The organism is Polaribacter porphyrae (genome assembly GCF_002954685.1).
GTDB lineage: Bacteria > Bacteroidota > Bacteroidia > Flavobacteriales > Flavobacteriaceae > Polaribacter > Polaribacter porphyrae.
Map to the genome: position 1 here is coordinate 3,114,492 of NZ_MSCN01000001.1, position 12,585 is coordinate 3,127,076.

Below are 12,585 nucleotides of genomic sequence, written 5' to 3' on the forward strand. Positions count from 1 at the left end.
AAAGTGTATTTTTGCACGTCGAAATAAAAAAATCAATTAAAAATGAAAAAATTAACAATCTTACTTTTATTGGTAGGGATTAACTTTTCTGTAAATGGACAGACTGCAGAAGAATTAAAAAAAGAATTGGCTTCTAAAAAAGATTCAATTTCTAAATTACAGGCTAAAGCAAATGCTATACAAGGTAAAATAGACGCACTTCCTGGTTGGAGAAAAGGTGCTTTTGGTACAGTAGGTATGAGTCTATCAGGTTTTAATAACTGGTATGCAAGAAATGCTCCAGATGCAAATGCAGGAAACATTGGAATTACAGTAAATGCTTTTGCTAATTTAATAGAAGATAAATTTTTCTGGAGAAACTCTATGAACATTAATCTTGGTTGGGTTAAGCTAGATGATAAAAATGTAACTGGAGATGAAGGCTTTGATACAGCTACAGATGTATTTAATATTAGCTCTTTATATGGTAGAAGATTAAATAAAAAATGGGCTGTGTCTGGTTTACTAGAATATAGAACTACTTTTATAGATAATTTTAATGATCCTGGTTATTTAGATTTAGGTGCAGGTTTAACTTGGACACCTACAAACAACTTAGTAGTTGTAATACATCCAGGAAACTATAACTTTGTATTTAGTAGTGGTAATACTGTTTTTGATTCTTCTCTTGGAGCAAAAGTTGTAGCAGATTATACTAAAAAATACAATAAATTAAGTGTAAAATCTAATTTGTCATTATTTCAAAGTTATGAAAGTTCTAACTTATCTAACTGGACATGGACCAACTCTTTTGGCTATACGTTATGGAAAGGAATTGGTTTAGGGTTTGAGTTTGGTTTACGTAATAATAGACAAGAAGCTTTAAATAATGCAATTCTCGTAAATTCTGCTTTACCAGTTCCATTAACAACTCCAACATTTGATAGTATAGATAACAAACTGCAAACGTATTGGTTATTTGGTTTAAGCTATGCTTTCTAAATAATTTTAAAAATCATATTTATAAAACCTCAAGAACTTCTTGAGGTTTTATATTTTAGTTACTTTTGTATTCTAAATTCCTTTGGATGACATTACTAATTATATACGCAACTATTTCAATTTTCTTTTCATTTCTTTGCTCTATTTTAGAAGCAGTGCTTTTAAGTATTACCCCAACTTTTATCAATTTAAAAAAGAGTGATGGAGAAAGCTATGCAGCAGAATTAGAAACACTAAAAAAGGATGTAGATAAACCTTTAATTGCTATTTTAACTATCAATACAATTGCACATACTGTAGGTGCAATTTTAGTGGGTGTACAAGCAAAAGTAGCTTATGCAGAGTTATATGGATCTACTACCAGAAGCGTTTTTGGTATTGAGTTTACAGAAGATGTTATGGTTGGAGTTGTTTCTACAATTATGACAATTTTGATTTTAGTAGCTTCAGAAATTATACCTAAAACAATTGGTGCTACATACTGGAAAGGATTAGCAAATTTTACAGCAAAAGCCTTAAAAGTGATGATTTTTCCATTAAAATACACAGGTATTTTATGGATTTTACAATTAACGACGAAACTAATTGGAGGTAAAGGTCATGGAAGTGTTTTAAGTAGAGAAGGGTTTTTAGTGATGGCAGATATGGCTGAAAAAGAAGGTGTTTTTAAGAAAAATGAAAGTAAAGTTATTAGAAATTTATTGGGTTTTAAAGAGATAAAAGTTAATGATGTAATGACACCAAGAACGGTTTTAGAAACTGCAGACGAAAGTCAAACCATTCAATCTTTTTATGATGGTCATAAAAAATTACGTTTTTCTAGAATTCCTGTTTTTAAAGAAAATCCTGATGAAATTACGGGTTATTTTTTAAAAGATAATTTATTAGAAGCTATTATCAATGGAAAAGGTAAAGAAACTTTGGCTTCTATTAGAAGAGATATTTTAATTACGAATAGAGAATTATCGATACCAGATTTGTTTGATAAATTAATCAAAGAAAAAGAACACATAGCTTTAGTTGTAGATGAATATGGTTCTGTAAGTGGTTTAGTATCTCAAGAAGATGTAATTGAAACTTTATTAGGTTTAGAAATTATGGATGAGACTGATAATGTTGCAGACCTACAAGCATTAGCTAGAAAATCTTGGGAAACTCGTGCAAAAAAAATGGGAATTATTGAGGATGGGAATGAATAGTTATTAAACCTTCTATTTACTCAAATTTAATATTCGAAATGCTCCTTGAATTACTAGCATAAAAACTATTGTTCCAATAATTAAATCTGGTTTATTAGAACTTAAATAATTTACTAAAATTCCTGCAATTATTACTCCTAAATTGATAATTACGTCATTTGAGGTAAAAATCATACTTGCCTTTATGTGTGCCTCTTCTTTACTTTTTGACTTTTGCAAAATATAAAGACAAATTCCATTTGCGATAAGTGCAAAAATTGAAATGATAATCATTGTTGAAAAATCAGGAAGTTTTTCGTCTCCGAAAAAACGTCTTAAAACTTCTATAAATCCAATAATTGCAAGTACGATTTGAAAATACCCAGCAATTTTTGCTATACGTTTTTTCTTAATTAAAGTTCCACCAACAGCAAACAAACTAATTCCATAAACAAAACTATCTGCAAGCATATCCAAACTATCTGCAACAAGACCCATAGATTTTGAAATAAAACCTGTTGTTATTTCGATAATAAAAAAAGCAAAATTAATTACAAGAACTGTCCAAAGTATTTTTTTCTGATTATTATTTTCTTTAAAATTAGTCTGGTTGGTTTTTTCAGTTGAGATTTTCTTACTTCCTAAATTTAGTTCGACAATCGAATTTTCAATTTGGGCAATTTCTCCTTTATGAAAAATAGTCAATTTTCTATTTGGAATATCAAAGTCTAAATTTGCAATGTTTGAAATTCCATCCAATTTTAATCGGATAAGATTTTCCTCTGAAGGACAATCCATTTTCGTAATTTCAAAAATTGTCTTGTTCACTCTGTTATATAGTTTTCTGTATTAAAACTAAATATTCTTAAAATTTACTCCTCCTTATATTCATAATACAAAAAGTCATTATAAGGAAAACGTTGAATATGTATTTTCTTAACTTCTTCGTAAGTTTTGTCCTTAAATTCTTCTAAATTTTCCTTATTTAATGCTGATATAAAAATCGATTCAACGTCATTATTACTCATCCAAGTTTTTTTCCAATCTTGTAATGTATAATGTTCTTTCCCTTTTTCAGTAACTAAATCATCATCATCTATAGTTTCGTATTCGTAAGCATCAATCTTATTAAAAACCATTACAGTAGGTTTATCTACACAATTAATATCATCTAAAATAGAATTTACAGATGTGATATGGTCTTCAAAATTAGGATGAGAAATATCAACAACATGCAATAATAAATCTGCTTCACGAACTTCATCTAAAGTAGATTTAAAAGATTCTACTAATTGTGTTGGTAATTTTCGAATAAAACCAACAGTATCTGTCATTAAAAAAGGTATGTTCTTAATTACCACTTTACGTACTGTAGTATCTAAAGTTGCAAACAATTTATTTTCTGCAAAAACATCACTTTTACTAATTACGTTCATTAAGGTAGATTTTCCAACATTGGTGTAACCAACCAAAGCTACTCTTACCATTTTACCACGATTCTTTCTTTGAACTGCCATTTGTTTATCAATGGTTTTCAATCGTTTTTTGAGAACTGCTATTTTATCGCGAATAATACGTCTGTCTGTTTCTATTTCAGTTTCTCCTGGTCCACGCATTCCAATTCCTCCTTTTTGCTTATCAAGGTGTGTCCAAAGACGCGTTAAACGTGGTAATAAATATTCACTTTGAGCTAGTTCTACTTGCGTTTTTGCAGAACTGGTTTGCGCTCTTTGTGCAAAAATATCAAGGATTAGATTAGTTCTATCTAAAATTTTACAATCTAGAATTTTCTCTATATTTCGTAATTGTGCAGGAGATAATTCATCATCAAAAATAGCTGTGCCTACTTTATTAGAGTGTATATAATCTTTAACTTCATCTAACTTACCTGCTCCTAAAAAAGTTTTAGGATTTGGTCTTTCTAATTTTTGAACAAAACGTTTTACAGGAACTCCACCTGCTGTTTTGGTTAAAAAATCGAGTTCGTCTAAATATTCTTCAGATTTTGTTTCATCTTGTTGTTGGGTAATAATACCTATCAACACAACTTTTTCTGAAATGGCTTCTTTTGCATCTATCATAAGTAACAAAGGTAAAAAGAAAGTTGACACCAAAAACAATCTTTTGATGCCAACTAAATCAATCAACCAAACTAATTCAAATAATAATATTATATAAATTCTACTTTTCCTGTAGCCATATTATACACTGCAGCTACAATTTTTATTTTTCCATCGTCTTCTAAACTTGCCATTTTTGGTGATCTTTTTCTAATGTCCTCCACAGTAATTTTAGCATTTTTATGAATTACATTTGTTAGAAATTCTGTGTTTTTCGAAGAAATTTCGCCAGATTTTGGAGTGGCTTTTACAGAAGGTTTTATTTCATCTAATAAATTTTGTAAGGAATTCATCTCCATTGAAGCTGCATTTGTATTATCTACAGCGTGCTTTACAGCTCCACAAGCTGTATGTCCCATAACTATTACCACTTTTGAACCTGCAACTGCTGTAGCAAATTCCATAGAGCCTACTATGTCTGCATTTTCTATATTTCCAGCAACTCTAGCCACAAAAATATCTCCAATTCCTAAATCGAAAACATCTTCTACTGGTACTCTACTATCTACACAAGAAAGTACAATTGCTTTTGGATACTGGCCAATCATAGCCTCTCTTCTTTGTGAAGAATGATCTCTTTGTGTTAGGTTATTGCTCACAAAATTTTCATTTCCTTTTTTAAGTTTTCCTATAATTTCATCAGGAGTCATGTTTTCCTGTTCTTCTGCTGTTAAAATACTTTTTACAGGAGCTTGTTTTACTGTTTCTGTTACTGTTGATTTTGCACTTTCAGATTTCTTATCTGTTATACAGGATATAACTGATAGTGATACTATTAAAATTCCAAAATACTTTATAAGATTTTTCATAAATAAATATTTAAAAGTTACTGTTAAAAATTGTGATGCATGCTAAATTGTAATTGTCCTTTTGCCCAAGTATTGGTAGTTTGTTTCATCCAACCAGCTTGAAATCTAATTTTTGAGTTCAGTACATAACCTAAACCTAAATACGTTCTGTTTCTATCGAAAAAAGCTACTGGATTTCCATTACCAATACCTCTTTCTCCATTAATAAATAATTCATTGTAGAAGGCTCCATATATAGTTTTCGGACTTAAACTTTTACTATTAAAAGGTACGTTAACAAAAAGATTGTATCTATATCTTGTTCTAAAATCTTGGTTATCTACAAAACGTTGTTCGTATCTAAAACGATGAGTTATTAGAACTCTATTCCCTATTTTATTTGGTATCAGTGCTTCTTGATAAATTCTATTTTCATTAAAAGTATCGTCAGAATCTCCAAATTGACCTGTAGTTATATTAGCAAAACCTAATGTGAACATAATACCAGAGTCTTTTGGAGTATATGTTAAACCAGAACGAAGTAATAATTGCTCTTGGTCACCTAAAAACTGCCAATCTCTGTACTGGAAATCACCTTGAATACCAAATTGTGAATTTTTAAATTGATGGTTGTAAAAATACATGTACCAAGCACCAGTTTGATTTTCATCAATTTGAGAAAAAGAAGTGCTAGTAAATAAAAAAATAATTGGTAAAACTAAAAAATATTTCATGTTAAATATATTTACTGCAAATATAAAAGTAATACTATTAAAAAAGAATGTTTAGCATTCTTTTTAACTATATTTTAACGGAAAAGTAAAAGCATAAAAAAAGCCTCAACTTACGTTAAGGCTTACTTCAATTAATTCAAATTTACACTTTACTTCTTCTCTTTTTTAATCATTAAAAGATTAGAGAGTTACAAAGATATTTTAGAATTAAAAATAAAACGTTAGCTTTAAGTTAATAAAATAAAAGGATAAAGTTAGTTTTTGTTATTTTTACGTAAAAATATTCTCCCATGTTAAATTCATTACTTTATCCAAAACGTAAAAAAAGTGTTAGCACTATAGCTTTTTATAATGTCGAAAATCTTTTTCATCCTATAAACGATCCCAATACAAGAGACGACGAGTTTACACCTTTTGGTAGAAGGCGATGGACCTTGAAGCGTTATGAAACCAAGATAAAAAAGTTAAGTTCTGTTATTGCTAAATTAGGGATGAACAGATCTAAATACCCACCAGCAATTGTTGGTTTGGTAGAGGTTGAAAGTGGAGAGGTTGTTAATGATTTGGCAAAATCTCGTTATTTACGAAAGCATAATTATCAATATGTGCATCATAACTCACCAGATGAAAGAGGAATAGATGTTGCAATGCTGTATAATAAAATAGCTTTTGAGTTGATAGAAAGTTCTACACATCCAGTTTTTTTAGAAAACGAACATGGTGAAAGAGATTACACTAGAGATATTTTAAAAGTGAGTGGTTATTTGCATGGAGAACTTACTCATATTTTAGTTAATCATTGGTCTTCTAGACGTGATGGAGCAGAAAAAACAGAACACAAGAGAATTACTGCTGCAAAAACGGTTAGAGAAATTGTAGCAAAAATTAGAGAGAAAGAAATGAACCCAAGAATAATTATTATGGGCGATTTTAATGATGACCCAACAAGTAAAAGTATTCAAGAATATTTAGTTAGAGATGATTTTTATAACCCTATGGTTAGTTTATTTGATAATGGTAAAGCTGGTTCTTTAACTTATAATGGAAAATGGAATTTATTTGATCAAATTATATTTTCTAAAAACTTTTTAGAAGAAGAAGAAAATCCATTGTCTTTTTATTATGCTGCAGTATATAATAAAAAATGGATGAAAATCTACAAAGGTAAGTTTAAAGGAAATCCTTTTAGAACTTATGTAGGACCTTGGTATAAAGGTGGTTTTTCAGATCATTTTCCTGTATATGCTTTTTTGAGAAAGTAGGATATGGAAATTACTATTCAAGAACTTCAAATTATTTTTCAGAAAATTATTGAAAAACTAGAGGGTTCTGAAAATTATTCAATAAAAGTAAAAACTGATATTTATAAGCTAATTTCAACGGATAATTGGGATGATTTTAATCAAACTAATTTTGATACTCATTCATTAATTGATGACATTAGAGAGTTAAAAAAATTAGTTAAGGATAAAAATAGACCTACTACCTATGTTGATTTTGATAGGTTATCAAGTTTATTGAGAGAAATTAGTCAAATTAAAAACCCAATTTAATCTTTACCAACATTTTTAAACGCCTGTTTTAATTTTTCGTCATTAATAATATACTTTTTGTATTTGCCATCTTTATATCTATAATAAATAAATAAAGGCATAAAAATAAAAGACAGAAACAAAACACCTAAACCCATTACAACTTCAGCTTTTTCATGTTCTGTGTTTATAAGATAACTACCAATAATCATCCAAACTAAAAAGATGATGAACATAATTTTTAATGTTATTTTCATATTACAAAACTACAAAAGTTCTATCTTTATTTTTTAATTTCAATAAATGAAATATGTATTATTATTAATTAGTTTCTTAACTTTTTCATGTCATCAAACTAAAAAATCATCAAAAATGAATACCAAAATAGTAATTGCTCATAGAGGAGCTTCTGGATATTTGCCTGAACACACCCTTGAAGCAAAGGCTATGGCTCATGCAATGAATGTTGATTTTATTGAACAAGATTTAGTATTGAGTAAAGATGATGTACCTATTGTTATACATGATATTTATTTGGATGATGTAACAGATGTTGCTATAAAATTCCCAAATAAAAAAAGAAAAGATGGTCGGTTTTATGTAATTGATTTTACGTTTGATGAACTAAAAACACTTCAAGTTACAGAACGTTTCAATCCAAAAACGGGTCAACAAGTTTATAAACATCGTTTTCCAAAAGGGAAAGGGAATTTTAAACTCCATTCTTTGCAAGAAGAAATAGAATTAATTCAAGGTTTAAATGCATCAACCCAAAAAAATATTGGAATTTATCCAGAAATTAAAGCACCAGAATTTCATAAAAAAGAAGGTAAAAATTTGACTGAAATTGTGTTAAAAGTTTTAACAGATTATGGCTATAAAACAAAAAAAGACAATTGTATTTTACAATGCTTTGATGCCAAAGAATTAGAAAGAATTCGCTTTGAATTAAAATCAGAGTTATTTTTAGTACAGTTGATTGAGTTTTCTGATGAAGTAAATCAACTTAAACATTTTGCTACATATGCAGATGGAGTAGGACCTTGGTACAAGCAAATTTTAGATAAAAAAATAAATGGTAAATTTACGTTTACATCGTTAGTTAAAGATGCTCATTTATTAGGGTTAAAAGTACACCCGTACACATTTAGAGCAGATGCTTTAGATGAGTTTAATTCTTTTGATGAAATGATGAAAGAATTATTGATAAATGCAAATATAGATGGAGCTTTTACTGATTTTCCTGACAAAATGATAGCGTTTTTAAATCAGAAAAATGATGAGTAAAATAAGTTATGAAATTTCACAAAACAATAATGAGTTAATTCTTTTAAAAGAGGGTAAAAAAACTCCTTTATTAACTTCTTTCTGGTATATGGAGTTTGGTAAAACTTGTGCCGAAATTAAAGAAGATAATGATAAATTATTATATTCAGTCACTAAAAAATTTCAGTTTTGGAAATGGAAAATGGTGTATTTAATTTTTAAAAATGGTGGAGAAAAATCGATCTTAATTTCACAAAATACAAGAAATACTGTTTTTAAAATTGAATTGTTAAATAGTGTTTATCAAATAAAAGTAAATTATAAAAAGAAGAAATCTATATACAAAGACACTACAAAAATAGCCGAGTTTGATGAATCTTTTTTAGCAACTAATAATATTAAATTGTTAGTTGCTGATTCTGGGGAGCTTCAAATATTATTTTTACTTTATACGTCATTATTTATCGGAATTAACGATTTAAAATCTAAAACAGCGTTAAAAAGTCAAAAGCAGTTAGAAAAAAATACAGAAGCTTGGTTTTAAAATCATTCCATTGGTTCTCCTAAAATCATTGGTAAAAATTGTAGGAAAATAATAAATCCTAATATTAATAGTGATATAACAAGAGGTTTAGTAATACCTTTTTTGGTATAACTTAAATCTTTCCCTAAATAGTTATTCCATAAGTATTCAGTTAAGATTGCATAACCGATTAAATTTAAAATAAGGGTAACTACAAAATTAGCTCCAACTGAAAAAATGATAATGTAAGTGAGAATTGTGTACCCAATCCCAAATAAAAGCACATATAAACTTTCTTTCGACTTGTTCATCGTTTTAAGGTTAGACATCAATAAAACAGCACCAAAAATTGTACTGAAAAATATAGTAAAACCTTGAATTGTTTTCTTTGAATATAAAGTAGGTACTTCAAATTCATCGAAAGCATTTTCTCTATTAGAATGTGTAAGTTCTACTTTTTCTATTTCTTCAAAAATGGGTTGTTTAATTACAATTTCTCCTTCTTTTCGTAATTCTCTTTTCTCAAGTTCCCAAACCACAGCTTGTAGAGCTTCTTCTGTGTATTTATCTTTGTTTTCAATAATAGCTTCTAATTCAGCATCAGATTTAAAACTCATGTTTTTAGAAAATCGGTTGTTTTTTTCCATAGTTTTTTAGTTCGTTACTTCTATTAATTTTTTTCTATAAGCTGTTAATAATTTTGATTTTGATATAAAACCTATATATTTTTCATCTTTAATCACTGGTAGATTCCATGCATCACTATCTTTAAATTTTTGCATAACCTGTGCTACAGAATCATTGTAAAAAATTATTTCTGGTGCAGATTTCATCAATGTTTCAACAGCAACTGAATTGTACATTTGTGTATCAAACATTATAGATCTAATATCATCAAGCAAAACAATTCCTAAAAACTGCTGTGTTTCTTTATTAATTACAGGAAATAAATTCCTTGTTGACTTTGCTACTGCTTTTTTTAGCATTTCACCTAACAACATTTCTGGATAAATAGGTTTAAAATTAGTTTCAATCAAACTATTTATTTTCATCATCATTAACACATTTTTGTCTTTATTATGAGTGATGAGTTCTCCTTTTTTAGCCAATTCTATGGTGTAAATGGAGTTGGATATAAAGTACTTTGTAAATGCGAAACTTATGGCTGCTACTAACATTAAAGGCACAAACAATTCATAACCACCTGTAATTTCTGCAATTAAGAAAATGGCAGTTAAAGGCGCATGTAAAACACCAGCCATTAAGCCAGTCATACCAATTAATGTAAAGTTACTTTCAGACACATTTCCACCAAGTGCATTGATAATTTTTGCAAATAAATTTCCCAAGGCAGATCCCATAAATAAAGTCGGTATAAAAATACCACCAACTCCACCAGCAGCAAAAGTAGTAGTCATTGCAACCGCTTTAAATAAGGCAATTAAAAATAAAAACCCAATAACAATCCATATATTGTTTAAATCAACTTTGTAGGGAATATCTGATAATGCTTCTGCAGTATTTCCATTTAGCAGGTTGTTTATAAATCCATAACCCTCACCATACAAAGGAGGAATTAGATAGAGCATAATTCCAATTGCAATTCCACCAATAATTAATTTATGAATCGGTTTTTTAATTTTTTTGAAAAAATTGTTGATTTTAAAGTAAATTTTAGAAAAATAAATGGATGCAACTCCAGTACCAAAACCTAGAATAACATAATAAAAAATGTCTTTAGTTTGAAAAGCATCAACTAATTTAAAACCAAATAACGCATCTTTTTCAAAGAAAAAATAGGAAGTAATTACTGCAGAAACCGATGCTAACAAAAGTGGAACTAAAGAAGCAAAAGCCAAATCTAAACTAAATATTTCTACAGCAAAAATAATGGCTGAAACTGGGGCTTTAAACATTGATGACATTGCACCTGCAGTAGCACAACCAATTAATAACATTCTAGTTTTGGTATTCATATGAAACAACTGAGAAACATAAGAACCTAAAGCAGCTCCTGTGCTTACAGCTGGTCCTTGCAAACCTGCTGAACCACCAAAACCAACTGTAATTGGTGCTGTAATTAAAGAAGCATACATTTTGTATTTTTCTATAATTCCATTGCGTTTAGAAACAGCATGAAGTGTTGTAGAAATACCATGGCCAATTTCTTTTTTTATGATTCTTTTTTTGATATAAAAAACTAAAATTAAGCCAATAATAGGAAAGATAAAATATAAAGAATAGTGGAAATCTTTAATAAATTTACCTTCTAATACTTCTTCAAAAAAGAAGGTTAAGTTTTTTAAAACAGCAGTACCTAAACCAGCTAACAAACCCACTAAAATACTTAACACATAAATAAACTGACGTTCAGAAATATATTTATATCTCCAAAGTAAAATTTGTTTTAAGTATTTGTTTTTGGTTGGCATTCTTTATTCACTGTCATTACAAGTATACGAAGTAATCTTTCTTTATTTTTAAGAGATTGCTTCATTTCATTAGCAATGACGTTTAGTTTGTTTTCGATAAAATATCGGTTCCTAAATACTTGTTGTCTTTGTTATAATACCAAGCTCTAATTTTTGGCATTTTAATTCCATTTATAGTTTCTAATTCTGACAGTAAAATGTATTCACCATCATTTTTAGATTCATCTTTAAAAAACTGATAGACTTCCATTGCATAGGTTTTAGTGTTAAAATAAAAGTACCAAGTATCTTTACCCACTTCTTTTTTATAAGTCGCTTTTAAGACCAAGTACTCTTTTCCTTTAAACTTTTTTCTTTCTACTTTTGGATGGATGATTGTGCCTTCATCTTTTAATTTCATTGGCAATCCATACAAATACGTATAATAATTTTTATACAAATTTGCTCTTTCTTTATTTAAACTATATTTCTTTTTAATGTCTTCAGAAGGATTTTCATTACCATTAAAACTAATTGAAAATTCATTTCCAGAAACTGTATAATTTGTAATAATTGTATCTTTTTTAGCAGTTACTGAAAAGTATTCTTGAGGTAAGTTGATATTGATTTTACTTTTTCTTGGAATTCTTTTAGGAGTTTCCATAGTTACAAAAAGTTCTCCTAGAAACGTTTCCCAATTTCCATTTGGGTCATGAAATTGGATTGCTTTTTCTAATAATTGATTTCCTGTAATTTCTTGTGAAAATGAAATTATTGATGTGAGAAGTAGTAAAAGTGTGGCTAATTTTTTCATTTTTAGAATTTAAAAAATCTTGTTTTCACAAGATTTGAAATTATATTTTAATTGTTGCTAAATGATATTTTTGTTTATCATAAACTTCAATTAGATATCCATCATACAAATTTCTACTCCAAACTAATTCTGTTATCCTAATAAAATAACTATACCAATTTCTTTCTCCTAATTTTTTAATATTTAGCCTATTTTTTTGAATAGCTTCCAATATTTTAATTTCAGTTTTATTCATAAA

15 protein-coding genes are annotated in these 12,585 nt (G+C 28.3%); 6 read left to right on the forward strand and 9 right to left on the reverse strand.

Features of this window, described 5'->3' with window-relative positions; all coding sequences use genetic code 11:
- Nucleotides 1-42: 42 nt before the first annotated feature.
- Nucleotides 43-981, forward strand: a complete 939-nt coding sequence (locus tag BTO18_RS14040) for a DUF3078 domain-containing protein (RefSeq protein WP_105016827.1) — start codon at nt 43-45, stop codon at nt 979-981.
- 86 nt (nt 982-1,067) lie between these two features.
- Complete coding sequence (locus BTO18_RS14045) at nt 1,068-2,180, forward strand: CNNM domain-containing protein (protein ID WP_105016828.1); 1,113 nt, start codon at nt 1,068-1,070, stop codon at nt 2,178-2,180.
- 12 nt (nt 2,181-2,192) lie between these two features.
- On the opposite strand, the gene BTO18_RS14050 is transcribed toward BTO18_RS14045, so the two are convergent.
- The 4 genes from BTO18_RS14050 to BTO18_RS14065 form a co-directional block, all read right to left on the reverse strand.
- Entirely contained in the window at nt 2,193-2,987 is a 795-nt protein-coding gene (locus tag BTO18_RS14050) for a cation efflux transmembrane domain-containing protein (protein ID WP_170063279.1), read from the reverse strand.
- A 44-nt stretch (nt 2,988-3,031) separates the two neighbouring features.
- Nucleotides 3,032-4,240: a GTPase HflX gene (gene hflX, locus BTO18_RS14055; protein ID WP_105016830.1), complete on the reverse strand. Its 1,209-nt coding sequence runs from the start codon at nt 4,238-4,240 to the stop codon at nt 3,032-3,034.
- An 89-nt stretch (nt 4,241-4,329) separates the two neighbouring features.
- The gene (locus BTO18_RS14060) at nt 4,330-5,088 is read right to left on the reverse strand and encodes a carbonic anhydrase family protein (protein WP_105016831.1); all 759 of its coding nucleotides are present in this window, start codon (nt 5,086-5,088) and stop codon (nt 4,330-4,332) included.
- 23 nt (nt 5,089-5,111) lie between these two features.
- Nucleotides 5,112-5,801: a DUF2490 domain-containing protein gene (locus BTO18_RS14065; protein ID WP_105016832.1), complete on the reverse strand. Its 690-nt coding sequence runs from the start codon at nt 5,799-5,801 to the stop codon at nt 5,112-5,114.
- A gap of 290 nt (nt 5,802-6,091) precedes the next feature.
- On the opposite strand from BTO18_RS14065, the gene BTO18_RS14070 reads away from it, so the two are divergent.
- Together BTO18_RS14070 and BTO18_RS14075 are read left to right on the forward strand one after the other, a co-directional pair.
- On the forward strand, nt 6,092-7,063 hold the full coding sequence (locus BTO18_RS14070; RefSeq protein ID WP_105016833.1) for an endonuclease/exonuclease/phosphatase family protein: 972 nt from the start codon (nt 6,092-6,094) through the stop codon (nt 7,061-7,063).
- A gap of 3 nt (nt 7,064-7,066) precedes the next feature.
- Nucleotides 7,067-7,354, forward strand: coding sequence for a hypothetical protein (locus BTO18_RS14075; protein WP_105016834.1), 288 nt, complete (start codon nt 7,067-7,069; stop codon nt 7,352-7,354).
- Here BTO18_RS14075 and BTO18_RS14080 read toward each other — a convergent pair.
- Nucleotides 7,351-7,590, reverse strand: coding sequence for a hypothetical protein (locus BTO18_RS14080; protein WP_105016835.1), 240 nt, complete (start codon nt 7,588-7,590; stop codon nt 7,351-7,353). The two genes, BTO18_RS14075 and BTO18_RS14080, sit on opposite strands and share 4 nt — an antisense overlap.
- A gap of 46 nt (nt 7,591-7,636) precedes the next feature.
- On the opposite strand from BTO18_RS14080, the gene glpQ reads away from it, so the two are divergent.
- A complete protein-coding gene (glpQ, locus tag BTO18_RS14085; RefSeq protein WP_105016836.1) occupies nt 7,637-8,620 on the forward strand; it encodes a glycerophosphodiester phosphodiesterase in 984 nt (327 codons plus the stop codon).
- Nucleotides 8,610-9,143, forward strand: a complete 534-nt coding sequence (locus BTO18_RS14090; protein ID WP_146106942.1) for a hypothetical protein — start codon at nt 8,610-8,612, stop codon at nt 9,141-9,143. The genes glpQ and BTO18_RS14090 overlap by 11 nt, the downstream gene beginning before the upstream one ends.
- A gap of 2 nt (nt 9,144-9,145) precedes the next feature.
- Here the strand turns inward: BTO18_RS14090 and BTO18_RS14095 are convergent, their stop codons facing one another.
- The 4 genes from BTO18_RS14095 to BTO18_RS14110 form a co-directional block, all read right to left on the reverse strand.
- Nucleotides 9,146-9,769 (reverse strand): hypothetical protein, encoded by a 624-nt coding sequence (locus tag BTO18_RS14095; RefSeq protein ID WP_146106943.1) that lies wholly within the window; start codon nt 9,767-9,769, stop codon nt 9,146-9,148.
- A 6-nt stretch (nt 9,770-9,775) separates the two neighbouring features.
- Nucleotides 9,776-11,554, reverse strand: coding sequence for a chloride channel protein (locus tag BTO18_RS14100; RefSeq protein ID WP_105016839.1), 1,779 nt, complete (start codon nt 11,552-11,554; stop codon nt 9,776-9,778).
- A gap of 82 nt (nt 11,555-11,636) precedes the next feature.
- Nucleotides 11,637-12,347: a DUF6503 family protein gene (locus tag BTO18_RS14105; protein WP_105016840.1), complete on the reverse strand. Its 711-nt coding sequence runs from the start codon at nt 12,345-12,347 to the stop codon at nt 11,637-11,639.
- A gap of 40 nt (nt 12,348-12,387) precedes the next feature.
- Complete coding sequence (locus BTO18_RS14110; protein WP_105016841.1) at nt 12,388-12,582, reverse strand: hypothetical protein; 195 nt, start codon at nt 12,580-12,582, stop codon at nt 12,388-12,390.
- Between the last annotated feature and the right edge of the window lie 3 nt (nt 12,583-12,585).